Source organism: Variovorax guangxiensis, from assembly GCF_003952165.1.
Lineage (GTDB): Bacteria > Pseudomonadota > Gammaproteobacteria > Burkholderiales > Burkholderiaceae_C > Variovorax > Variovorax guangxiensis.
In genome coordinates, this window is the sequence record NZ_RXFT01000017.1 from 18,984 (window position 1) to 42,914 (window position 23,931).

General features: G+C 63.1%; 21 protein-coding genes and 1 tRNA gene. 10 read left to right on the top strand and 12 right to left on the bottom strand.

Annotated features, from left to right (window positions below; genetic code table 11):
- Positions 1-41: 41 nt before the first annotated feature.
- From EJP67_RS28440 to EJP67_RS28460, 5 genes are all read right to left on the bottom strand, one after another.
- Positions 42-2,411, bottom strand: a complete 2,370-nt coding sequence (locus tag EJP67_RS28440) for a DEAD/DEAH box helicase family protein (RefSeq protein WP_126025088.1) — start codon at positions 2,409-2,411, stop codon at positions 42-44.
- Positions 2,408-4,381 carry a site-specific DNA-methyltransferase gene (locus EJP67_RS28445; protein WP_126025089.1) on the bottom strand — a complete coding sequence of 658 codons (1,974 nt, stop codon included), beginning with the start codon at positions 4,379-4,381 and terminating at the stop codon, positions 2,408-2,410. The genes EJP67_RS28440 and EJP67_RS28445 overlap by 4 nt, the downstream gene beginning before the upstream one ends.
- Positions 4,382-4,896: 515 nt before the next feature.
- A complete protein-coding gene (locus tag EJP67_RS28450; protein ID WP_126025090.1) occupies positions 4,897-5,868 on the bottom strand; it encodes an IS5 family transposase in 972 nt (323 codons plus the stop codon).
- 440 nt (positions 5,869-6,308) lie between these two features.
- A complete protein-coding gene (locus EJP67_RS28455) occupies positions 6,309-6,863 on the bottom strand; it encodes a hypothetical protein (protein ID WP_126025091.1) in 555 nt (184 codons plus the stop codon).
- Between the two features lie 409 nt (positions 6,864-7,272).
- Positions 7,273-7,560 carry a helix-turn-helix transcriptional regulator gene (locus EJP67_RS28460; protein ID WP_126025092.1) on the bottom strand — a complete coding sequence of 96 codons (288 nt, stop codon included), beginning with the start codon at positions 7,558-7,560 and terminating at the stop codon, positions 7,273-7,275.
- Here EJP67_RS28460 and EJP67_RS33720 point away from each other — a divergent pair.
- Positions 7,468-7,719, top strand: coding sequence for a hypothetical protein (locus tag EJP67_RS33720; RefSeq protein ID WP_165909719.1), 252 nt, complete (start codon positions 7,468-7,470; stop codon positions 7,717-7,719). The two genes, EJP67_RS28460 and EJP67_RS33720, sit on opposite strands and share 93 nt — an antisense overlap.
- Positions 7,720-7,780: 61 nt before the next feature.
- On the opposite strand, the gene EJP67_RS28465 is transcribed toward EJP67_RS33720, so the two are convergent.
- The 4 genes from EJP67_RS28465 to EJP67_RS28485 form a co-directional block, all read right to left on the bottom strand.
- Positions 7,781-8,113, bottom strand: coding sequence for a hypothetical protein (locus EJP67_RS28465; protein WP_126025093.1), 333 nt, complete (start codon positions 8,111-8,113; stop codon positions 7,781-7,783).
- Positions 8,114-8,540: 427 nt separating this feature from the next.
- Positions 8,541-9,764 carry a tyrosine-type recombinase/integrase gene (locus tag EJP67_RS28475; protein ID WP_126025095.1) on the bottom strand — a complete coding sequence of 408 codons (1,224 nt, stop codon included), beginning with the start codon at positions 9,762-9,764 and terminating at the stop codon, positions 8,541-8,543.
- Positions 9,765-9,946: 182 nt separating this feature from the next.
- A tRNA-Arg gene (locus EJP67_RS28480) sits at positions 9,947-10,021 on the bottom strand.
- Positions 10,022-10,064: 43 nt separating this feature from the next.
- Complete coding sequence (locus EJP67_RS28485; RefSeq protein WP_126025096.1) at positions 10,065-10,739, bottom strand: TetR family transcriptional regulator; 675 nt, start codon at positions 10,737-10,739, stop codon at positions 10,065-10,067.
- A 178-nt stretch (positions 10,740-10,917) separates the two neighbouring features.
- Between EJP67_RS28485 and EJP67_RS28490 the strand changes: the two genes are divergently transcribed.
- The 4 genes from EJP67_RS28490 to EJP67_RS28505 all read left to right on the top strand — a co-directional run bounded on the left by EJP67_RS28490 (position 10,918) and on the right by EJP67_RS28505 (position 17,777).
- Positions 10,918-12,228 (top strand): efflux RND transporter periplasmic adaptor subunit, encoded by a 1,311-nt coding sequence (locus tag EJP67_RS28490; RefSeq protein WP_126025097.1) that lies wholly within the window; start codon positions 10,918-10,920, stop codon positions 12,226-12,228.
- Between the two features lie 18 nt (positions 12,229-12,246).
- Positions 12,247-15,414: an efflux RND transporter permease subunit gene (locus tag EJP67_RS28495; protein ID WP_126025098.1), complete on the top strand. Its 3,168-nt coding sequence runs from the start codon at positions 12,247-12,249 to the stop codon at positions 15,412-15,414.
- Positions 15,415-15,570: 156 nt separating this feature from the next.
- A complete protein-coding gene (locus tag EJP67_RS28500) occupies positions 15,571-17,010 on the top strand; it encodes an efflux transporter outer membrane subunit (RefSeq protein ID WP_126025189.1) in 1,440 nt (479 codons plus the stop codon).
- Between the two features lie 146 nt (positions 17,011-17,156).
- On the top strand, positions 17,157-17,777 hold the full coding sequence (locus EJP67_RS28505) for a c-type cytochrome (protein ID WP_126025099.1): 621 nt from the start codon (positions 17,157-17,159) through the stop codon (positions 17,775-17,777).
- A 61-nt stretch (positions 17,778-17,838) separates the two neighbouring features.
- On the opposite strand, the gene EJP67_RS28510 is transcribed toward EJP67_RS28505, so the two are convergent.
- The 3 genes from EJP67_RS28510 to EJP67_RS28520 all read right to left on the bottom strand — a co-directional run bounded on the left by EJP67_RS28510 (position 17,839) and on the right by EJP67_RS28520 (position 19,943).
- Positions 17,839-18,393 carry a DUF2946 family protein gene (locus tag EJP67_RS28510; RefSeq protein ID WP_126025100.1) on the bottom strand — a complete coding sequence of 185 codons (555 nt, stop codon included), beginning with the start codon at positions 18,391-18,393 and terminating at the stop codon, positions 17,839-17,841.
- A gap of 4 nt (positions 18,394-18,397) precedes the next feature.
- Positions 18,398-19,423 carry a YheT family hydrolase gene (locus EJP67_RS28515; protein ID WP_126025101.1) on the bottom strand — a complete coding sequence of 342 codons (1,026 nt, stop codon included), beginning with the start codon at positions 19,421-19,423 and terminating at the stop codon, positions 18,398-18,400.
- A 67-nt stretch (positions 19,424-19,490) separates the two neighbouring features.
- The gene (locus tag EJP67_RS28520; protein WP_093206406.1) at positions 19,491-19,943 is read right to left on the bottom strand and encodes a YybH family protein; all 453 of its coding nucleotides are present in this window, start codon (positions 19,941-19,943) and stop codon (positions 19,491-19,493) included.
- A 218-nt stretch (positions 19,944-20,161) separates the two neighbouring features.
- Here EJP67_RS28520 and rutA point away from each other — a divergent pair, with 218 nt between their 5' ends.
- Genes rutA through EJP67_RS28545 form a run of 5 tightly spaced genes read left to right on the top strand, consistent with a single transcriptional unit; the run spans position 20,162 to position 23,929 of the window.
- Positions 20,162-21,274: a pyrimidine utilization protein A gene (rutA, locus tag EJP67_RS28525; RefSeq protein ID WP_126025102.1), complete on the top strand. Its 1,113-nt coding sequence runs from the start codon at positions 20,162-20,164 to the stop codon at positions 21,272-21,274.
- A gap of 13 nt (positions 21,275-21,287) precedes the next feature.
- Complete coding sequence (gene rutB, locus EJP67_RS28530) at positions 21,288-22,088, top strand: pyrimidine utilization protein B (RefSeq protein WP_126025103.1); 801 nt, start codon at positions 21,288-21,290, stop codon at positions 22,086-22,088.
- A gap of 37 nt (positions 22,089-22,125) precedes the next feature.
- Positions 22,126-22,518: a pyrimidine utilization protein C gene (rutC, locus tag EJP67_RS28535; RefSeq protein WP_019657601.1), complete on the top strand. Its 393-nt coding sequence runs from the start codon at positions 22,126-22,128 to the stop codon at positions 22,516-22,518.
- Between the two features lie 5 nt (positions 22,519-22,523).
- Positions 22,524-23,330, top strand: coding sequence for a pyrimidine utilization protein D (gene rutD / locus EJP67_RS28540; RefSeq protein WP_126025104.1), 807 nt, complete (start codon positions 22,524-22,526; stop codon positions 23,328-23,330).
- Positions 23,327-23,929: a malonic semialdehyde reductase gene (locus EJP67_RS28545; protein WP_126025105.1), complete on the top strand. Its 603-nt coding sequence runs from the start codon at positions 23,327-23,329 to the stop codon at positions 23,927-23,929. The genes rutD and EJP67_RS28545 overlap by 4 nt, the downstream gene beginning before the upstream one ends.
- Positions 23,930-23,931 lie beyond the last annotated feature (2 nt).

Below are 23,931 nucleotides of genomic sequence, written 5' to 3' on the forward strand. Positions count from 1 at the left end.
TTGGCAGGCTATGTTTCGTCCACAAAAATCCGCACAGACTCTTACTTCAGGCATTCCGCTACGGCCTTCCCCAAGCTGTCGACGTAGATAGGCTTAGTTTGGTTGTTCTTCACACGCCAGATAGTGAATCCTTCCTTCGACACTGTCTTCGCCCCAAGGCCGTCCTGTTTGCCTTTGACCACAAAACGCACATGAACTCGCGTTTTCGCTCCGTCTCGGATGTCAAACATCTTCCTCAGTAAAGCGTCTGTTAGCAGGTGCCTACCTTTAGTGTCGATAGCAAATACTTTATTTCCTTTCCAGGCTAAAAAGTCGGGAAAGAAATTGGCTGTGTCACCAGGCGAAAGTAAGGGAATCGAATATCCTCCTGACACAGGGTTTCGATGCCAGGGGACACCGGCCGCATCCAAGCCTCTGGCAAACGCGACCTCCTCAGTGCTCATCTTGCCGTACTGCGGGTAGAGGCTATTAGTGAATTTAACGGCCCCCTCCTTCACTACCCGAACCGGTCCAAAAGTGAAGGGGTCGTCTTCCTCATAAACTAATTCGGAGTGCTCGAAATATGCCTCCCCGATTTTTTCCGCCAACCCTCTCACCGCGACATCTGCATTGCTCCGCACTTGCACTCGCACGTCAAATTTCGAATTATTCGTGTTCACGATCTTGCCGGCTTGCGGGGCACACGAGCGCACGGCCAACGACAATAGCCATCGCAATCGGACGGGGTTGGTATGGCCTCCCTCGGTCCACTCTGGCTCGGTGGGGCTGCCGTCTTTATCATTCACCTTGATAACCGCCTTAGCGCTCTCCGCTGTGCCGATTGAATCAGGCCCGCCCTCCGAAAAGGTAGGGAATTGATTCAACAAGCTATCCACTACCGTCATAGCCTCCTCCTTCAGCACATAAATGCTGTGAAGAGGTGCCGCTACATCGTCACGCGGTAGAACTTCCACCGCTCCCGGGCTGCTGCTACCCGAGAAAGAGGACGAAATCGCGATGGGCGCCCCTTCTTGGTCCAACTTCGCCCTCACTAAGTCAAGCGCTTGCGTAAAGACGCTCTTTTTATCAACGCGCAAGAAGAAGTGCGCCGCGTTTAAGACTTCGCTGTTGTAGTGAGTCGCATCGGGCTGGCGCAGCACGCGACCGATAACCTGTTGGACTTGGGTCGAAGAACCCATCGACTTATCGATGTAGGCCAAGTAGCACTCTGGATCGTCCCATCCCTCTTGCAGAGACAGGTTGAAGATGATGTGCTCGAAGTCGCCTTCGCGGAACTTGTCAAAGTCATCATCCCCCTTGGAGAAATGCGCCACCTCTTCCGGTTTTGTACCGTCGGTAAATTTCAAATCGGAGTATATCGCGATCGTGGCAGGATCGACGCCCTTAGATTCAACGAGATATCGCCAAATGCGAATGGGGGGAGCTTGTCGCAAATTGAATGGCTTAGCTGGATCATCAGGCTGGCCGTCATCTGTGATATTCGTCTTGCACACATATATCGCCTTAGGTTTGATACTCAGGCCTCTGTCATCTATCTCCTTTTGGATAATAGATCGGCGTTCGATGAGGCTATCGAGGCATGCCTCCATAGGTGCCGTTGTGCCGTCGAAGTGGATAGCGTTCTTCACCAGTTCAGCATCAACGACCTTTTGGCTTTCTACTTGTGTCGCCATCCACGCATCTGGATCCGATGCTCCATTCTTAATCGCACCCAAATCGCGAAACTTCTCAACCTCGCCCGAACACCGCACCACCCAAGACTTGGTAGGTTGAATCACTAAATCGTGAAATTTGGTGGGCAACTTGATCGTAGCGCTAGCCAAAAGCCAAGCCTCGGGCTCCAGTTCGTGCAAAATGTCGGTTTGTTGCTCAGATAGGTTGTGTGCTTCGTCATAGACGATGATTAGCGGGCGGCGGCCTTGCCCCTCGTTGCGGTCTATCAGACGCTGCCACATCGATTTGCTGCCTTGACTGTCCTGAGCAGGGCGGTAAATCTTTAAATCACCTTCGGCCTGATCTTTATTGTTGAACAGGCCCGTAGTTGTAAGTACGAGCAGCGGGGTGCTACCATCCTCCACCATTTGTGGCTTTAAGTCCCTGATGGCACAAACTTGAAAACCTTCGATTAACGGCGCATATTTTCCGCCGTTGAAATTGTTGAATGTCTGAGCAACGACAGATCGCGCCTTAGACATCCACAAAACAATTGGTTCTCGCTGGAGCTCACTACGGATCAAGCTTACAGCCTCCGCGAGGATCGGTGTTTTACCAGCACCCGTCAATGCGGACAGAGCTTGAAAAAACGGATCGCCGAGATGTCGCGTCCCCGGGCGAAATCGGTGATTCGCGAAAAATGCATATCGGCGTGCGATCTGAAGCGCCGCGTCGTTCTGAAACTTGATTTCCTTCATCTCTGTTCCATTTCGCTCTCTGGCGCGATTTCGTTGTTGAAGGCGTCCGCGCGCGTATTGAAGCCAATATGTTCCAAAACACGATCTGGAATTTTGTAAAACTCTACCGTGCGACCTGAATAGGGCGCCAGAGAGGCGTACACGTGATAACGGTCCATGAGACCGTACGCCTTAGCCTCTTCTACAATAGCTTTAAATGTGTCACGATTCAGTATAGAAGGATGTGAGGCACCGTCCCAAATCAAAAAGAATCCTTCGTTACGCGCATTAGTCGCGAATAGAAATCGGCGACTCGCCTCGGGCGAAAACCGGGTGAGCGAAGTTTTTGCACGATCAGACTTATCCCAATGAACGGTCAACAAAAGATCGATCATTTCTTCTCGTTGCAGCGCATTGACAGCAGCCGCATCTACTTGTTGACGCTGCAATTCAATGAACTGAAAGCCCCCCTCCAAAGGCTCGCGTTTACCCGACTTCCAATCGCCTTTAATCACTCGACGGACTCTGTCCGCCGTCAAGCTCTTAGCATAGTGGTCGCCTTTTTCATCATTTCCTTGCTCTACAAGAATGAAGCGCCGTGAAGCGGCACTTTCCTTATTTAGGTCAAGAACGGCATGAGCAGTCGTTCCTGAGCCCGCGAATGGATCGAGCACTATGCCATCCGATTTGCACCAGATTTGAATAATTTTCTTGAAAAGACGAAGCGGCTTAACTGTGCGGAAATTGTGATTTTTTCCAACCACAGCATCAAGCTCCGTCACCCCTGTCTGACTATGACCACTCTCGGTGTGATCCCAAGATTGGCTTTCAATATTCAGCGGTGATTCGTAGTCCTCATCGGCCCAATAGGTCATCGCAACCTTGCCCCGCTTCACGTCTTTTAAATAATTTTTGAGCTGGGGACCGTTTTCGCCATCCACACCGAAATAAAGCGCCGGCCAAGCGCCTCGTTTAAGGATCTTCAATGCGGCATCTCTTGCCTTGATCACAACTGGATCGCCACGTACTGGCTCGCCCTCGTGAAACTTTGCTCCCTTCAATACCAGGGCTTTGGCGAAACCGTCGCCGAGGTCCTTCCTCGTATATTCGGAACCCCATGCAGTCAACCATCGTTTCATCACAGGGGCATCGTTAGCCCAGTGTCCGCGTCCCTCTCTGGGATAGAAAATGCGGCCGGTGAAGGGACTCTGAACTCCGTAGGTACCCGTTTCACGGATCTCAGGCGCCGAAGCATCAGCCGACTTCCAATCGAGATCAGGATCGTTGTCGTAGTTTCGGTACCTCGAGTTCATCACTTCGGTGCGATCTAGAAGCTGCGTGGTCGCCCGATCTACGTCCTTTGCATACACAAGCACGTACTCTGTGGCCGTGGAGATATGCTTTTGGCTTCGTGCCGAATAGCTCTTCTGCCAATTGATGATACCGATGCGATTCTCTTCTCGGAAAACCTCATCCATCAGCATGCCCAAGCGATATAGCTCTCGGTGGTCTATGCAAATTGCAATCACACCACCGGGCTTCAGCATTTCGCGCATCATCCATAGCCGCGGCGTCATGAAGCGCAGCCACTTGGAGTGTCGAGACCCGTCTTCCTTGGGAACCAAGTCACCCAGATCGGGATCGTTGGGGTCTTTATCCCACTTGTCGTTGTAGCGAAAATCCTCGCCTGTGTTGTAGGGCGGGTCGGTGAGGATCAGATCGACTTGGCCACGATATTTATAGAGTGTCACCATGGCCGACAGGTTTTCGCCATCCATGATGATGTTCCGTCCCTGCGCCTCCGCACCCCCTACGGATGACCGCTGGTGAATTTTTGTCAGTTTGGGTTTGACTTGACGGATGATCTGCCAAGGGGCCGTGCGACCCGTATAGGACATGATGATGCCGTCCTTGCCTGCTTCGGCGCGCTCCGCATCGTGCTGTTCGAGCAGGCGGATCAAGTCCCCGCGCGTCAGTTGCTCGTATGCCATTCTGTTTCTCTCGTCTTGTGGGCTGGAGTGCCACACGCTGTTCATATAGAAGGCCATGGCGCGGACTCTCGTCCAGGCCATGGCCGTTGATTTGGATACTGTAAATGCATACAGTATTTTGGTGCAACCCAATTCGCGGAGAGCGTACCAGTGTTTGAGAGCTGAGCCCCCTTCTCTGCCTCAGCACCGACTACATCGCCAGCGGTTGACCAATGCCATGCAGCTCATGACGTCCCTGACACACTCCTGGAAACGGTTGCGGCGATTCATGCTCTTGGCACCCCCAGCCATTTGATACCAGTGCGATCATGGCGAGACTGAGGGGTCTGTAGCAGGGCCTGCTTCGCGATGCGGCTGAAACTGTACTCGGCGCGGTCAAGGGCTACGCTGAAGTAGCCACCCTTTTTCGGCATTGAGCGTGCTGCAGGCTTTGCATTGCGCTGATCGTCATTCAGGATGGCGGGTTTTTCCCCGTGTTGCGCATCGGCGGGCCGCGTTGCGAGGCCCCGGACGTTTTACGGGCGCACGCGCACCAGCAGCAGCCCTCGGCTCATGTAAATGTTGGCCAGCGCAAGGGCCGTGGATGCCCTCGTCGCGTTCTTGTGAAGTCCACGATACCGGACCTTGCTGAAGCCCCATAGCCTCTTGATGACACCGAACACGTGCTCGACCTGCGCGCGCACCTTGGACTTCTTGCGGTTGCTCAGCCGCTGGCCCTCGTCGGGCACCCCATCGACCTTGCGCACGCGCTCGTTGGTGCAGTCCAGCGCCGCAGGCGCCTTGCTGGCGATCAGTTCCTGCTGGCCCGCGTAGGCGCAATCTCCGTAGACCTTCAACTCTTCGCCGTGCAGCAGTTCGGGCAGTGGGTGCTTGTCGTGCACATTGGCCGCCGTGACCACTGCGCTGTGGGCCAGCCCCGTGCGGCTGTCTACGCCAATGTGCAGCTTCATGCCGAAGAACCAGTTCTTGCCCTTGGCCACCTGGTGCATCTCTGGATCTCGCTTCTTGTCAGCGTTCTTCGTGGAGCTGGGCGCGCTGATGATCGTCGCATCTACGATCGTCCCTGTGCCTACCTTCAGCCCTTGGCCTTGCAACACTTCGCCCACCTTGGCAAACAGCGCCTGCCCAAGGTGGTGCTTCTCGAGCAACCGGCGAAACCTCAGCAGCGTCGTTGCATCGGGAACACGCTCACGGCCCAGGTCGATGCCCACGAAACTGCGCAGGCTGGCGCTGTCATACAGCGCCTCTTCGCACGCCTCATCGGCGAGGTTGAACCAGTGCTGCACGAACAACATGCGCAGCATCCGCTTCAGCCCGACCGGCGGGCGCCCGCCTTCGCCCTTGGGGTAGTGCGGCCGCACCACCGCGCAAAGCTCCTGCCAGGGCAGGATCTTGTCCATCATGTTGAGGAACACGTCCCGCTTCGTCGGGCGGCGGAATTGCTCAAAGCCTTTGTCTGCGGCCATCGCCAAGGTCTGTTGCTTCATGCTCTGGTCAACGAATCAGCCGGGATGGCGGTGGACCTTTTTCAGCGTAGCCCTAGAACTCTTCTTGGACCGCTTACGATACGTTTGCACGCTGTGGCCCATTCTGAGATTCCTCATCAACTCAACCGTGGCCCTGCATACCCGCGCAACGTTAACGATCCAATCGCTCATCTAGTCCGCCACGGGCCGATCCACACATGCAGCTATAGCCGGAACGGGATCGACCCAGCATTGATCCGGGCCTGATTGAGTAGCTCCCGCAGGCGCCGCTGAACTGTTAGCCCACCAATCGGAGCGGGTCAGGGGCGCGTTCTGAGGGCTCAAACGCAGCGCTCCTGGACCAACAGGCCACTACCCCCTTGCCGCCGTCTCGTGGTGCACGCTTGATGGGCATACGCACTGTTCCGCACCTCTACGTGACAAGCAAGGTGGCCCTGCGTTCAATGCCTCGTGTTACCGGCATGCTCGCCCGCTGCAAAGGCAGTCCCTCGGTAGTCCGAGGAGATGTACCACTCGGTGAAGGAGCTGCTCTTGGTCATGTAGACCGTGGCCGCCTCAAGGTCGACTTCGGTGTTGCGGATGGGCTCGATGTGGAGGTCCCCGGTACGGACGATCTTGTTCCAACGCTCCGGGGCGATCCTGAGGAACCAGTCCTCCCGGCTGGGGTTCACCCTGGCAACGCAGTGATAGTGAAGGTGGTCGCGTTTGGTGTATTCCGGGTAGCCGACCATCACAAGGGCCTTCTCGTCCGGGGTGACGCTCGGATGCGTCTTGAACAGGCGGCGGTGCACCTGACGGTTCCATTCGTCCATCCGCTTCTGGGCCTGCTCCATCGAGTAGTAGTTGTAGAAGTTGAACGTCAGGAAGTGGGTGGGGTTGATCCCCTTGGCCATCTCGATGAACGCTCGCCTGAGGTCAGAGATGTTGTCTTTGGCCCTGGTGAAGGTGGACTGGCTCATTGCAAATCGATCGAGCTGGGTTTGATGGAGATTCATGATGGGTTCTCTGGGCTAGTTTCTTCAAGGGATGAAGAGCGAATTGATTGGCTCAAGGGTTTTGCTGGATCAATCATTCAGGTTGGATCAAGGTCTACTGAGTTCTTTATCGAGGTCCGATCAACAATCTCAGTCGGCTGGATTGCGACGTGAACTAGTTGGTGGGCAGATCGACTGGGCCAGTGAGATTGGTTGATCTTGTTTTGAATGTTCTTTACCTGACCCGCATAAAACCCAAAGACCATAGCGGCAGCAAAGCACCTACGGTACTTCGGGTAAGCCTCATAATGAAAAAGGGCGAAACGCACCTTCAAAGACACCGCCGTGATTGCAAATTTAAGCGGTAGGCACTTCTAGTTAGGCTGCTCAACATGAAGGATGGGCAGCACCTCGCAAAAACTAATGGGGCTTAGGCTGGATCGAGAGATCGAGCCTCCAACCAAGCGACCACTTCTTCGAGCTTCCAAGCCGTCACATGAGCCGTGAGCTTGATAGGCGCAGGGAAGTTGCCCGCTTTGACCCAGCGCCAAATAGTGGCCGGTGACACAGGGACAACGTCTGGCACGAGTTGGGCCAGCCTCAAATACTTGGGCAGGGGTGCGGCATGCCCACCGTCACGGTGGTTACGCACTGGAGTCGACCGCGAGGTCCGGTAGATCTGATTGTGGTGGGGCTCAATGCCCGGCTTCTGCAACATGTCCTTGGTACTTTCGAAAAAACGGTCTATGCGATAGCCCCGTGGGCCTCGCGTGAAAAACCGTCCTTCTCCAAGGACGAATGCCTGATGTCGTTATTGCTGCTGTCGAACCAGGTTCGATGCGGGATCACTGTAACACACGATTCGTCAAAGATTTGACGACAAAAACGTTGGTTGTGCCCCGCCGGGGCGATGGCTGCAAGCTATCGATGCGAACCTGTCAAATCAGCCCCGCGCTGAGGTGGGCGCGCACATGAGAGAGGAGATTTTGCGGCAACGGTCGGGGAGTACGGCGAATCCCCAATTCGCTATCCTTGATGCCAAACTTGGCCAGGCGACCTCGAAGGGCTTCCTCCATAGCCGAGATGTTTTCGACCAAATTTTCGACGTGATTTTTTGCGTGAACCATGGCAGCAGCGCTCCTGAGCAAAGCAGCATCGCAAGTGGCTGAATCGACGTTTTCCATCTCTTGGTCGAGTTTGCGAAGAACTGACAAGCGATCAACGCTCATATTGCTTACTTCGGTGATTAAGTCAAATTCTGTTTTGAACATTTGAAAATCCTTAAAAAGATTGCCCGGGCGGAGGCGGATTTGACGCCCAGACAGAACTGTAGAGGCAAATCCTTCAAAGAACTTTTGTTAAGCAATCTGTCAACCTCATTGAAGTCCCCGCGCCGCAAAGGGTTTTAGCGCGACTGCGGTGACCATTGACAAAGTGTTTGGGCGCCTAGTCAGGCCGAAGCTGGCCCAAGCAAAGCAACCGCCTTGCTTTGAGGCGAGGGCTACCGTGGTGCGTGGTGGTAGAAGCCTTCCCAGCCAAGGGGCTCTGCAAAGCGAGTTGCAAAGGCTGCGCGCGTGACCTCGTCTTGGCCGAGAAACCAGTCGAGCCAATCAAGCAGGTAATCCTCTCCGTCGCCCATCCGCCAGCCGATGGAGCGGGGCGGAATCTCCGGGAACTTGAGCCAGGGAGGCAGCAAGCTTAGGCCGCTGGTCGTAGCGGGATCACTTCTGCGCCGATGCGCAGCTTGTCGAGGTAGTCAGCCCAACGCTGCATCATCTCCTTGCGAGCAGGCAGGTGGGCGGTGCGGTTGTAGGCGCGGCCGTTGGGGTCTTTGACCATATGGGCAAGCTGATGCTCAATGAAGTCAACTCGCTCGCCCAACACCTCGTCCATGATCGTTCGCGCCATGGCTCGAAAGCCGTGTGCCGTCATCACGTCCTTGGCGTAGCCCATGCCGCGCAGCGCCGCGTTGACCGTGTTCTCACTCATGGGCCGCTCGCCCGTGCGAATGCTGGGGAACACGTAGCGGCCATGTCCTGTAGCTGCATGCTGGTCACGCAGCAGCGCAACCGCTTGGGTCGATAAGGGCACGATGTGATCGATGCCCATCTTCATCTTCGAGCCCGGTAGGCGCCACTCTGCGGCATCCAAGTCAATCTCAGCCCACTCCGCGGTTCGGAGTTCGCCTGGGCGCACAAAGACCAGTGGCGACAACTTCAGGGCAGTGAGGGTGTATTGGTGCCCACCGTAGGCATGGATGGCGCGCAGCAAGCCCCCGACCTGCACAGGATCGGTGATGGCTGCGTAGTTGGCCTTCTCGACGGTCGCCAATGCTCCGCGCAGGTCTACCGTCACATCACGCTCCACGACACCCGAGGCGACCGCATAGCGAAACACCTGCGAGCAAATCTGCATCACACGGTGCGCGCTCTCGTGGATGCCCCGCGCTTCCATTCGGCGCGCCACCTTGTCCAGCAAGTCCTTGGCTCTGATGGTCGAGATCGGCCAACCTCCAACGTAGGGGAACACGTCCTTCTCCAGCCACTTGGTGACCTTGGCCTGTGTGCCCTCGCCCCGCTTCTTCGTGGTGTTCTTCAGCCAGTCCCGTGCAACGGCTTCAAAGGTGCTAGCTGCTGCCGTAGCCCTAGCGACCTTCTCTTCGCGCTTGGCGACGCTGGGGTCGATGCCAAGCGCCAGCTTCGTGCGTGCCGTCTCTCGGCGCCTACGTGCCTCAGCAAGTGTGATGGCTGGGTAGACGCCTAAGGCTAAGGTTTTAGCCTTGCCCTCGAAGCGGTAGTCCATGCGCCAGTACTTGCCCGCCGCCTTGACTCGCAAGTACATGCCGCCGCCATCGGCGTAGCGCTCGCCGATTACCGCGCCCTGATGTTTGACTTGTTTTACGAAGGTGTCTGTAAGTGGCATGCCTCGCCTCCCCATGTTGTAGGTACCTGATACGCCAGCGCGTGGCCGGTACCTGCAAAAGTACCGGCAAAGTACCGATATGGGATGCTACGCCGTGCGACAACACGAGGCAAAGAAAAACCCGCTGTACCTGTGAAGCACGCGGGTTTTGAGATGGGATGAGACAGTATGAATCTGCTATTTGGTCCCGCCGCCAGGAATCGAACCTGGATCTCAGCCTTCGGAGGGCCGAATTCTATCCGTTGAAATACAGCGAGAAATTGGGATCCGGTTTGCACCGGAGTCCGACATTATCGCCTATCAGACGACGACTGCTTCGGCCTCCGCCGCAGCCGCGGCTCCCGGTTGCGGCCGGGCGAAGCCGAGACCCGCCAGATAGACCCTGAAGGTGCGCCTTCCCGTCGGCACGAGGTCGAAAGCTTCCGGATCGAGCAGCCAGTTCTGGATGAGCCCGCTGATCAGCGCGTGCAGCCCCTGCGCCGCCACATGGCCCGGCACCGGCAGCTTGATGCGGCCTCGGCGCGCGGCCATGCGCAGGGCCTTCTCGAAATCGGCGACGCAGGCGTTGCGGGCATCCAGGTGGCGCTGCTGCACCGAGGCCATGTCGTGCGTGTATTCGACCTTGTGGGTCGCGATGTCGAACACGCGGCGCACCTGCAGGTCGGTGGTCATGAGGTTGAGCGCGTGGACCATTCCTTCCTCGATCTCGGCGAGCGGGTCCTCGACGTTGGGCGCGGTGGCGGCCGCCCTCGGCGTGGTCTCCAGCGGCAGGATGACGCGCTCCATCATCGCGTTGAAGAGATCGGCCTTGTCCTTGAAGTGCCAGTAGATGGCGCCACGCGTCGCGCCGGCCTGCTGCGCGATCTGCTGCAGCGTGGTCTGCGAGACGCCTTGCGCCTGAAACAGCAGCTCCGCGGCGTCGAGCAGACGATGCCGCGTGGCCAATGCTTCTTCCTTCGTACGACGTGCCACCAAGTCTCCTGATTTGTAAAGACAACGCCCTCTATGTATCGTGGGGCCATTGCTCGGCTGTCACTATACATCCATGAATGTATGTAAACTAGCCGGCTTCCCCGATGGCCCGCCTGGCCGTACAGGTTTCCGGTTCGCCCCGCGAACGCGCCATCTCCCGTCTTCGCTTCAAAGGAATCGCATGCCTCTCTTGCATGTTTCGCGCCAATCGTCCTTTTCGCCGCGCCTCGCGACCGTGGCCGCCGTCGTCCTGCTGGTCCTCGCGGGCTGCGGCAAGAGCGACGCACCCGGAGGTCCGGGCGGCGGAGGCGGTGGTGGTGGCGGTCATCCCGCGCCCGAAGTCGGCGTGGTCGTGGCCGCGCCGACCGACGTCGGACTTGTTACCGAACTGCCCGGTCGCCTCGAAGCCTCCCGCGTCGCCCAGGTCCGCGCCCGCGCATCGGGCATCCTGCTGAAACGTGAATTCCGCGAGGGCAGCGACGTGAAGGCCGGCCAACTGCTGTTCCGCATCGATCCGGCGCCGCTGGTGGCCGCCGCCCAGAACGCCCAGGCCACGCTCGCACGCGCCGAAGCCAACGCCGTGCAGGCCAAGGCCCTGGCCGACCGCTACAAGCCGCTGGTCGAGGCCAACGCGGTGAGCAAGCAGGAATACGCGACCGCCGTCGCATCGCAGAAAACCGCCGAAGCCGACGTGGCCGCCGGCCGCGCAGCGGTGCAGACGGCCAAGATCAACCTCGGCTATGCCGACGTGACCTCGCCCATCGCCGGTCGCATCGGCCGCGCCCTCGTCACCGAAGGCGCGCTGGTGGGCCAGGGCGACGCCACCGAGCTCGCCGTGGTGCAGCAGATCAACCCGCTGTACGTGAACTTCACGCAGTCGGCCTCCGACGTGCTGAAGCTGCGCAAGGCCGTGGCCGACGGACAGTACAAGCGCGCCAGCGGCGACGAAGCCGCGAGCATCCGCGTGGTGCTGGAAGACGGCACCGACTACCCGCTCGAGGGCAAGCTGCTGTTCTCCGACCTCACGGTCGATTCCACCACCGGCCAAGTCACGCTTCGCGCCGAAGTGCCCAACCCCAAGGGCGAGCTGCTGCCTGGCCTGTACGTGCGCGTGAAGCTCGAGCAGGCCCAGGCCACCAACGCGATCACGGTGCCGCAGCAGGCCGTCACGCGCACCCAGCAGGGCGACACGGTGTCGGTGGTCGACAAGGACGGCAAGATCAGCAAGCGCACCGTCAAGATCAGCGCCGCCAAGGACAACCAGTGGGTCGTGCTCGATGGCCTGAAGGCCGGCGAGCAGGTGATGGTCGACGGCTTCCAGAAGCTGCAGATGATGCCGCCCGGCACGCCGGTGAAGGCCGTGCCCTGGACCAAGCCCAACCCGAATGGCGGCGGCGCAGCGGCCAAGCCCGCCGCCGAGGCAGCCTCGCCCGCGGCACCCGCCGCGGCTGAGAAGGCTCCGGCCGACAAGGCCCCGGCCGAAAAGAAGTAATCAGGAGCGCGCCCGCAAATGGCCAAATTCTTCATCGACCGACCGATCTTCGCCTGGGTGATCGCACTGTTCATCCTGGTGGTGGGCGGCGTGTCAATCACCCAGCTGCCGATCTCGCAGTACCCGCCGGTGGCGCCGCCCGCCATCGTCATCAACGTCGCCTACCCGGGCGCCTCGGCACAGACGCTCGAGGACAGCGTGCTGTCCGTCATCGAGCGTGAAATGAACGGCTCGCCGGGCCTGATCTACATGGAATCGGTGGCCCAGGCCGACGGCACCGGCTCCATCACGATCAGCTTCGAGCCCGGCACCAACGACGACCTCGCGCAGGTGGACGTGCAGAACCGGCTGTCGCGCGCGACGCCGCGCCTGCCCTCCGCCGTGACGCAGCAGGGCGTGCGCGTGGACAAGTCGCGCAACAACTTCCTCATGTTCGTGATGCTGTCCTCGGACAACCCGAACTTCGACCCTGTGGCGCTCGGCGACTACGCCGCGCGCAACGTCGTGCCCGAACTCCAGCGCGTGGTCGGCGTGGGCCAGGCGCAGCTCTTCGGCTCCGAGAACGCGATGCGCGTGTGGATCGACCCGGCCAAGCTGCAGGGCTTCAACCTGTCGGCCACCGACGTCAACAACGCCATCCGCGCGCAGAACGCGCAGGTGTCCTCGGGCACGCTGGGCGACCTGCCCAACATTCCCGGCCAGGCCATCGCGGCCACGGTGACGGTGAACGGCCAGCTGGTCAACGTCGAGCAGTTCAAGAACATCGTGCTGCGCGCCAACACCGACGGCTCGACCGTGCGGCTGAAGGACGTGGCGCGCGTGGAACTCGGCGGCCAGTCGTACGCCACCTCGGCGCGCCTGAACGGCGTGCCCGCGGTCGGTGTCGGCGTGCAGCCCACGCCCAACGGCAACGCGCTGCAGTCGGCCAAGGCGATCCGCGCCAAGATGGCCGAGCTCGAGCGCTACTTCCCGCAGGGCGTGAAGTGGGCCATTCCGTACGACAGCTCGCGCTTCGTGCAGATTTCGATCAGCGAAGTGGTCAAGACGCTGCTGGAAGCCGTGGCGCTGGTGTTCCTCGTGATGTTCCTGTTCCTGCAGAACTGGCGCTACACGATCATCCCGACCATCGTGGTGCCGGTGGCGCTGCTGGGCACCTTCGCCTCGCTGCTGGCGCTGGGCTTCTCGATCAACGTGCTGACCATGTTCGGCATGGTGCTGGTGATCGGCATCGTGGTGGACGACGCCATCGTGGTGGTGGAGAACGTCGAGCGCATCATGAGCGAGGAGGGGCTCTCGCCGCTCGAAGCCACGCGCAAGGCGATGCGGCAGATCTCCGGCGCCATCATCGGCGTGACGGTGGTGCTGATCTCGGTGTTCGTTCCGCTGGCCTTCTTCGCGGGCTCGACCGGCAACATCTACCGCCAGTTCTCCGCGGTGATGGTGGCCTCGATCGCCTTCTCGGCCTTCATGGCGCTGTCGCTCACGCCGGCGCTGTGCGCCACGCTGCTCAAGCCGGTGGAAGCCGGCCATCACCATGAGAAGACCGGCTTCTTCGGCTGGTTCAACCGCGGCTTCGCACGCACGGCCAAGGGCTACGAAGGCATCGTCGCGCGCATCCTGCGCCGAGCCGCGCGCTACCTGGTGATCTACGTCGCCATCATCGGCGCCGTGGCGTTCACCTACAGCCGCCTGCCGAGCTCGTTCCTGCCGCAGGAAGACCAGGGCAACATCATCGTGAACGTGCAGCTGCCGCCCGGCGCCACGCAGGAGCGTGCGCTGTCGGTCATGCAGCAGGTCGAGGGCTTCATCCTGAAGCAGCCCGAAGTGCAGAGCATGGTGGGCGTGATGGGCTTCAGCTTCTCGGGCCAGGGCCAGAACGCGGGCCTCGCCTTCGTGACGCTGAAGGACTGGGAAGAACGCAAGGACCCGGCCCACTCGGCCAGCGCGCTCGCCGGCCGTGCCTTCGGTGCGCTCTCGGGCATCCGCGACGCCTTCATCTACCCGCTGAGCCCGCCGCCCATTCCCGAACTGGGCAACGCCAGCGGCTTCAGCTTCCGCCTGCAAGACCGCTCCGGCGCGGGCCATGATGCGCTGATCAATGCGCGCAACCAGCTGCTGGGCATGGCCTCGCAGAGCAAGGTGCTGGCGCAGGTCCGTCCCGACGGCCTTGAAGACGCGCCGCAGCTGCAGATCGACATCGACCGCGACAAGGCGAACGCGCTGGGCGTGAGCTTCGACGCGATCAACGCGACGCTGTCGACCGCACTGGGCTCGAGCTACATCAACGACTTCCCCAACCGCGGCCGTCTGCAGCGCGTGGTGGTGCAGGCCGACGCTCCGGCGCGGATGCAGCCCGACGACCTGCTCAAGCTGAACGCCAGCAACACGCAGGGCCAGCCTGTGCCGCTGTCGGCCTTCGCGACCACCAAGTGGGTCACGGGCGCCACGCAGACGGTGCGCTACAACGGCTATCCGGCGATCCGCATCAGCGGCGACGCGGCACCGGGCTACAGCACCGGCGCGGCGATGGCCGAGATGGAGAAGCTCGCATCGCAGCTGCCCGCCGGCTTCGGCTACGAATGGACCGGCCAGTCGCGAGAAGAAAAGCTCGCCGGCTCGCAGGCCATCATCCTGTACGGCTTCGCGATCCTGGCGGTGTTCCTCTGCCTGGCCGCGCTGTACGAGAGCTGGTCGATCCCGCTGTCGGTGATCCTGGTGGTGCCGCTGGGCGTGCTGGGCGTGCTGGTGGCGACGATGCTGCGCGCGTATTCGAACGACGTGTACTTCCAGGTGGGCCTGATCACGATCATCGGCCTGTCCGCGAAGAACGCGATCCTGATCATCGAGTTCGCGAAGGACCTGCAGGCGCAAGGCAAGGGCATCATCGAATCGGCCCTGGCCGCCGCCCACCTGCGGTTCCGCCCGATCATCATGACCTCGCTGGCCTTCGGCCTGGGCGTGGTGCCGCTGGCGATCGCCTCGGGCGCCGGCTCCGCCAGCCAGCGTGCCATCGGCACCGGCGTGCTGGGCGGCATGGTGACAGGCACCGCGCTGGCCGTGATCTTCGTGCCGGTGTTCTTCGTGGTGGTGCGCAGCCTGTTCAAGGGCAGCGCGCGCCAGCACGAGGCCGACAAGCGGCATGCAGAAGCCGCGGGCATCTCCGCGGAGGAAACCAAACATGACTGAACTCGGGCACACCCCCAGGCTTCGCGCACTGCGTGTCGCTACGCCCACCCCCTTGCAGGGGGCAACACCTGCGGCCCGGCAGAGCCGGTTCCGTGGTGTTTCCCGAACAGGCCGCGCAGTGCGTGCAGCGCGAGCGGCCATGGAGTCGCAATGACAATGACGAAATTCATTCCAACGGCACTGGCCGCGGCAATGCTGCTGGCCGGCTGCTCGCTGATCCCGACCTACGAGCGCCCCGCCGCGCCGGTGCCCACCACCTACCCGGGCGACCCGTCGCAGCCTCCGGGCCAGGCCGCGGCCACCCTGCCGTGGCAGGACTTCTTCACCGACCCGCGCCTGGCGGGCCTGATCCGCACGGCGCTCGCGAACAACCGCGACCTGCGCGTGTCGGTGCTCAACATCGAGCAGGCGCGCGCGCAGTTCCAGATCGAGCGCTCGAACCTGTTCCCCGCGCTCGGCCTGACGGGCACGGGCTCGCGCTCGAGCCCCAACGCCTACCAGGCGATCGACCCGAGCCAGGGCAGCGTTTCGTCGCAGTACGCCGTCAACTTCGGCTTCACCTCGTGGGAGATCGACTTCTTCGGCCGCATCCGCGCGCTGAAGGACCAGGCGCTGGCCCAGTACCTCGCCACGGACGAGACCCGCAAGGCGGTGCAGATCAGCCTGATCGCTTCGGTGGCCAACGGCTGGCTCACGCTGCTGGCCGACGACGAGCTGCTGGAGATCACGCGCCAGACGATGGTCACGCGCGAGGAGTCGGTGCGCCTCACGAAGCTGCGCTTCGACAACGGCGTGTCGTCCGAACTCGATTTCCAGTCGGCGAACTCGGCGCTGGAAACCGCGCGTGCCGCCTATGCGCAGCAACTGCGCGCCCGCGCACAGGACGAGAACGCTCTCGCCCTGCTGCTGGGCGCGCCTGTGCCGGCCGATGCCACCGCCGGCGGCGCCAAGGGCCTGGACGGCATCAAGCCGATGCCCGACGTGCCGGCCGGCCTGCCTTCGGACCTGCTGGCCGAACGTCCCGACATCCGCTCGGCCGAGCAGCAGCTGATAGCGGCCAACGCCAACATCGGCGCGGCGCGCGCGAACTTCTTCCCGCGCGTGTCGCTGACGAGTTCCATCGGCACCGCGAGCAGCGAGTTCTCGGGCCTGTTCGACCGCGGCTCCAAGGCCTGGTCCTTCGCGCCCACGGTGACGCTGCCCATCTTCGACGCCGGCCGCAACATCGCCACGCTCGACTCGGCCAAGGCCGGGCGCGAGATCGCGGTGGCGCAGTACGAGAAGTCGATCCAGACGGCGTTCCGCGAAGTGGCCGACGCACTCGCGGGCCGCGCGACGCTGGGCGAGCAGGCGCGCGCGCAGCGTGCGCAGGCCGACGCGGAAGCCGTGCGCTTCAAGCTCTCCGACCTGCGTTATCGCAACGGCATCGCCAGCGCGCTCGACCTGCTCGACGCGCAGCGCTCGCTGTTCACTGCGCAGCAGTCGGCTGTGACGACGCGCCTGCTGCAGCTGCAGAACCAGGTCACGCTGTACAAGACGCTGGGTGGCGGCTGGGCCACGCGCGACAGCAACGACGCGGCGGGCGGCAAGGGCTGAGGAAGCTCCCGGCGTCTCGGAAGGTCCCGAGACGCCAAGGCGTCCCATAAGGGAGGTCCCTTGCTCCTGCCGGCAAGGGCTCTCTCTATAATCGCCGGTTGGTTAGGAAAAGCCCCCCGACGAGCCCCCGATAATTGAGGACGCGAATGAGCGCAGACCCGCATTACCAGGCCACAGAAGAAGCCCACACCGGGCCGATCAAGAACCCGAAGCAACTGCTGCTCGCGGTATTTTTTTCCTTCATTGCCCCGATCCTGATCATCGTGGGTCTTGTCTCCTACGTGGTCTCGGGCAACAAGCCCGCCGGCACCGCCCAGGGCGACAACATGGCGCTCTACGGCGTCACCAAGGAAGCGCGAGACCGCGAAGTGGCCGAGCGCCTCAAGAAGGTCGGCAGCATCGAGATCCGTGACGCCAACCGCCCGCTCGCAGCCGGCGAGGCCGTATTCAAGGCCCAGTGCGTCGCCTGCCACGGAGCGCCCGGCATCCCCGGTGCCCCCCACCTGAACGACGCGGCAGCCTGGGGCCCGCGCATCGGCCAGGGCTACGCAACGCTGCTCGAACACGCCCTGAAGGGCAAGGGCGCCATGCCTCCGCAGGGCGGCGGCGACTTCGAAGACCTCGAAGTCGGCCGTGCCGTGGTCTACATGGCCAATGCCGGCGGCGCCAAGTTCCCAGTGCCGGATCGCCCTGCCGCAGCCGCGGCGCCGGCCGAAGGCGCTTCGGGCGCGGCGCCTGCCGCACCGGCGAGCGCGCCAGCCAAGTAAGCGTTTTCCCTAATCAGCCAAAAGAAGAAAGCCGGCCCAGCGCCGGCTTTTTCTTTTCCGCTCAGGTGGTGTGCGGGACGGCTGCGTGGCGTCCGGCCGGGCTCAGCACGTGTCCGAAACGCGCGGGCAGATCGCTGGCCTGCACCGTCTCCGGCGTCCAGATCCCGCGTTCGACAGCCTCGGCCGCGATGCCCACGTCCTGCGTGTGCACCAGCCCGAGCCCCAGCGGCGAGGCCAGATAGAGCCGTCCGTCCTCGTCGAGCAGGCAGCCCGACACCGTGACCGCCGCGCCCGTATGAGCGATGACGGCGAAGCCCCCGCTCGCATCCTCGGCGACACGCCATACCAGCGGTGCCGCCTCCAACTCCACGTACACGCGCTGCGGTCCGTTCTGGAAGAACCACTGTCCTTCGTCGTCGTGCTCGTAGTTGCGGTGGATGAATTCGATCAGCTTGTCGTGCCGCAGCATCGAGCCCTTGGCCGTGCGGAACGGGCCCTGCGCCTGGGTGCGGTCGTCGCGCATGTACCAGTTGCCGCGCGCATCCAGGCCCAGCCAGCCGTAGCAGTGCGGCACGTTGGGCCATTTGGCGAGCGCCTGCTTGACGATGTCATCCATGGCGTCATTCTCGTCCCGGCGGCAAGCCCCCGCCGTCAGCGGAGGCGCCGCCGTGCAGCTGCAGCCAGCCACCGACCTGTTCCGGCATGCCCCGCACATGCCCTGGCGGCAGCCCCATCGGAAAGCCGACGTGCCCGCCGTGCTCGGGCTGCCACAGCGTGACGTGCGAACCGACTTCGCCAGGCCTTGGCAGGCTGCGCGCCGGAATGAATGGATCGTTGCGCGCATTCACCACCAGCGCCGGCACGCGGATGGAGGCCAGGTGCGGCTTGGCCGAGCCCCGCGCCCAGTAGTCGTCGGCATCGCGAAAGCCGTGCAGCGGCGCGGTGAAGACGTTGTCGAATTCGTAGAGGTTGCGCGTGGACACCAGCCTCTCGCGGTCGAACAGGTCCGGAAACTGCGCCAGCTTGGCCAGCGCCTTGGGCTTCATGGTCGACAGGAACATGCGCGTGTAGACCAGCTTGTTGAAGCCCTTGCCGATGGCCTCGCCGCCCGCGGCGAGGTCCAGCGGCGCGCAGACCGAAGCCACGGCGCTCACCACGCCCGTGGCGGTTTCTCCCGCCTCGGAAGCCCATCGCATCAGCGCATTGCCGCCCAGAGACACGCCCGCGGCCAGCACCGGGCCGCCGCCCTTTTTCACATGCTGCTCGCGCATGCGCGCGAGGATCCAGCCGATCTCCTCGAAGTCGCCCGAGTGGTACGCGCGCGGCGCGAGGTTCATCTCGCCGCTGCAGCCGCGGAAATGAGGTACCGCGAAGGCCATGCCGCGCGATGCCGCGAAGGTTGCGAAGGCCTCGGCGTAGTGGCTGCGCGACGAGCCTTCGAGCCCGTGGAACAGCACCAGCAGCGGCCGCGCGCCGGGCATCGGCGCGTCGACGAAATCGACGTCGATGAAGTCGCTGCCATCCGGCGTCGACCAGCGCTCGCGCCGGTAGGCCGGCGCCTGGCCTTCGAAGCGGCGGGCATAGAGCGCGGCCCAGATGGTCTGCAGGTTGCCGCCGGGCAGCCAGCGCGGCGCGGTGTAGTCCATCGGCTGGAGGGAGGTTCCGGCAGAGGCAGCCGGAGAGAAGGAAGCGACCGGAGAAAGCATCAATCGATCAATGCAGGACCTGGGGCGGATCGTTGGCGTCGTCCGGCTCGCGCGCGGTGCCGGGGCTCGCATGGTGCGCCACCATGCGCCAGCCCTGCGCGGTCTTGTGATAGACGTTGGTGGCCAGCACGAAGGCATGGCGCGGGCCTTCGGCGGTGAGCACCTCGATGCGCTCGAGCACGTTGTGCACCGCGCTCGCGAGCGAATCGATCTTGCGCACCCGCGCGGGCATGGCGTGGATCGCACCGTTGCCGAACATCTGCTCGAAGGCAGCGCGGATCGCCACGGCGCCCACCAGCCTCGGGCCGCCGGGGTGCACGCAGAACACCTCGTCCTCGTCGGCCCAGCAGGCCATCAGCGCGTCGATGTCGCCGCGCTGCAGCGCTTCGTAGAAAGCCGCCTCGACGTCGTCGGCGGTGCCGCCGATGGCCGCGGCGGCGCGGAGTGGGGTCTTGGGCATGGCGTGATTTTGCCGCGTGCTCCGTGACGCGGGCGCTGCACCGCTTTGGCCCCGGCCGCACCGCGGTGCCGCAGCCCGGCCGAATCTTCTGCTCCGTTTTGGACCAAATGGTCAAAAGGAAAGCGCGGATTTTCCACAAGCCATTGATATCAAAGAACTTATTCAACTGGCACGGTGCATGCAAGGAGCCTCCCGAACCCGCAACAGGAGCCCTTCCAATGAACGTCGGCATCTTCATTCCCATCGGCAACAACGGCTGGCTGCTTTCCGAGAACGCGCCGCAGTACAAGCCCAGCTTCGAGCTCAACAAGCAGATCACGCTGAAGGCCGAGCGCTACGGCGTCGACTTCGCGCTGTCCATGATCAAGCTGCGCGGCTTCGGCGGCAAGACGGAGTTCTGGGACCACAACCTGGAGTCCTTCACGCTCATGGCCGGCCTCGCCGCGGTCACCAGCAGGATCAGGCTCTTCGCCACCGCGGCATCGCTGGTGATGCCCCCTGCCATCGTGGCGCGCATGGCCTCCACCATCGACTCCATCTCCAACGGCCGCTTCGGCCTGAACCTCGTCACCGGCTGGCAGCGGCCCGAGTACTCGCAGATGGGCATGTGGCCCGGCGACCAGTTCTTCGGCACGCGCTACCAGTACCTGTCCGAATACATCCAGGTGCTGCGCGACCTCTGGGGCAAGGGCTCATCCGACTTCAAGGGCGACCACTTCAAGATGGACGACTGCCGCCTCAGCCCGCAGCCGCAGGCCGACATGAAGGTGATCTGCGCGGGCCAGAGCGACGCGGGCATGGAGTTCTCGGCGAAGTACGCCGACTACAACTTCTGCTTCGGCAAGGGCGTGAACACGCCCAAGGCCTTCGCCCCCGCGGCCGACAAGCTCATCGAGGCCACCGCGAAGACCGGCCGCAAGGTCACCACCTACGTGCTGATGATGGTGATCGCCGACGAGACCGACGAGGCCGCGCGCGCCAAGTGGGAGCACTACAAGGCCGGCGCCGATCACGAGGCCATCGCATGGCTGGGCCAGCAGGGCGCGGCCGACACGAAATCGGGCGCCGACACCAACGTGCGCCAGATGGCCGACCCGACCTCGGCCGTGAACATCAACATGGGCACGCTCGTCGGCTCCTACGAGAGCGTCGCGCGCATGCTCGACGAAGTGGCCGAGGTGCCCGGCACCGAGGGCGTACTGCTGACCTTCGACGACTTCGTTCAGGGCGTCGAGGCCTTCGGCGAGCGCATCCAGCCGCTGATGAAGAGCCGCGCGCATGTGCAGAGTCCCGTGCCCTCGCAGGCGGTGCCCGAGCGCCTCGCAGCCTGAGCAGGAGCGCCAAATGACCACTCCGGCACGCAACACCACCCTCACGTCGAACACGCCCGTGGGCGCGCCGCGCGCACCCGGTGCGCCCGCGCCGCTGGTACTGCCCGCGCGCCCCGAGCCGCTGGCGCTGAACGCCACCGACTCCGCGCTGATCGTGGTCGACATGCAGAACGCCTACGCCTCCATCGGCGGATACGTCGATTCGGCCGGCTTCGATATCTCCGGCGCACAGGGCACCATCGCCAGCATCTCGCGCAGCATCGCGGCGGCGCGCGCGGCCGGCATGCTGGTCGTGTTCCTGCAGAACGGCTGGGACGCGGCCTACGTGGAAGCCGGCGGCCCCGGCTCGCCCAACTGGCACAAGTCGAACGCGCTCAAGACCATGCGCGCCCGGCCCGAGCTGCAGGGCAAGTTCCTCGCCAAGGGCGGCTGGGACTACGAACTCATCGAGGAGATGAAGCCCCAGCCCGGCGACATCGTCGTGCCCAAGACGCGCTACAGCGGCTTCTTCAACAGCACGCTCGACAGCACGCTGCGCTCGCGCGGCATCCGCCACCTGGTGTTCACCGGCATCGCCACCAACGTGTGCGTCGAATCGACGCTGCGCGACGCCTTCCACCTCGAGTACTTCGCCGTGATGCTGGAAGACGCCACGCACGAGCTCGGCGGGCCCGCCATCCAGAAGGCATCGGTCTACAACGTCGAGACCTTCTTCGGCTGGGTGTCCACGACGGAGCACTTCTGCAGCACCTTCGCGCCCTCCCTCAACACGCAAGCCGCTCAGCCCGCAAAGGCCGAGGCGGCCGTCGCCTGACTTCCCTTTCCACCCTCCTCGACAAGGACCCTCCACCATGCCCAAGCAAGCCATCATTCCTCCCGGCACCGGCGTTCCCATCGCTCCCTTCGTCCCCGGCACGCTCGCCGACGGCGTGCTCTACGTGTCGGGCACGCTGCCCTTCGACAAGGACAACAACGTGGTGCACGTGGGCGACGCGAGCGCGCAGGCAAGGCACGTGCTCACCACCATCAAGGGCGTGGTCGAGGCCGCCGGCGGCACCATGGACGACGTGACCTTCAACCAGATCATGCTCAAGGACTGGGCCGACTACGCGAAGATCAACGCGGTGTACGCCGAGTTCTTCCCCGGCACCAAGCCCGCGCGCTATTGCATCCAGTGCGGCCTGGTGAAGCCCGACGCACTGGTCGAGATCGCGTCGATCGCGCACGTGGGCAAGAAGGCCTGAGCTTCATGAGCGCGCTGCACTACGAGGTGCACGGGCCGTCCGATGCAGCGGCCACGGTGCTGCTGTCGTCGGGCCTCGGCGGATCGGCCGGCTTCTGGCAGCCGCAGCTCGGCGCGCTGATCGCCGCAGGGCACCGCGTCATCGCCTACGACCAGCGCGGCACCGGCCGCAGCCCCGCCGCGCTGCCCGAGGCCTACGCGATCGCGCACATGGCGCGGGACGTGATCGAGATACTCGACGCGACGAACACCTCGCGGTGCCACTTCGCGGGCCATGCGCTAGGCGGCCTCGTCGGACTGCAGCTCGCGCTGGATGCGCCTTCGCGCATCGCGAGCCTCGCGCTCGTCAACGCGTGGTCGAAGCCCAACCCGCATTCGGCGCGCTGCTTCGATGCACGGCTCGCACTGCTGGGCGCATGCGGTCCGCGCGCGTACGTCGAGGCGCAGCCGATCTTCCTGTACCCCGCCGCATGGGCCGCCGAGAACGCGCAGCGCGTGGCCGATGAAGTCGACCATGCCTTCGCGCACTTCCCCGGCGAAGCCAACATGCGCGCGCGCATCGCCGCCCTGCGGGCCTTCGACGTGGATGCGCGCCTCGCCGACATCTCTGCGCCCACGCTCGTGGCCGCAGCCAGGGACGATGTGCTCGTGCCCTGGACCTGCTCGCAACGCCTGGCCGACGGCCTGCGCGACGTCACGCTCGACTTCGTGCCGCACGGCGGCCACGCGCACTGCGTGACCGAGGCCAAAGACTTCAACCGCAGCCTGCTCGACTTTCTTTCGCGGGTCAGCGCACCCGCCGTTCCAGCATGACCACCACCATCGCTTCCACCCTCGACGACGCCGCGCTGTCGCTGCTCTTCACCGGCGCGCGCAGCCACAACGGCTGGACCGACGAGCCCGTCACCGACGCGCAGCTCGAGCAGATCTACGCGCTCGCGAGCCTGGGCCCCACCTCGGCCAACTGCTCGCCCGCGCGCTTCGTCTTCGTGCGCACGCCCGAAGGCAAGCAGCGCCTCGCACCGGCGCTCTCCAAGGGCAACCTCGACAAGACCATGACCGCGCCAGTCACCGTGATCGCCGCGTGGGACCGCAAGTTCTACGACAGGCTGCCCACGCTGTTCCCGCATGCCGATGCACGCAGCTGGTTCACCGGCAGCCCCGAGGCCGCGCACGAGACGGCCTTTCGCAACGCCAGCCTGCAGGCCGGCTACCTGCTGCTCGCGGCGCGCGCGGTCGGGCTCGACGCGGGGCCGATGTCGGGCTTCGACAAGGCGAAGGTCGACGCGGCCTTCTTCGAGGGCACCGACTGGACCGTCAACTTCCTCATCAACCTCGGCCACGGCGACGCGTCGAAGGTGTTCGGCCGCCTGCCGCGGCTGGCCTTCGACGAGGCCTGCCTGCTGGCCTGAAG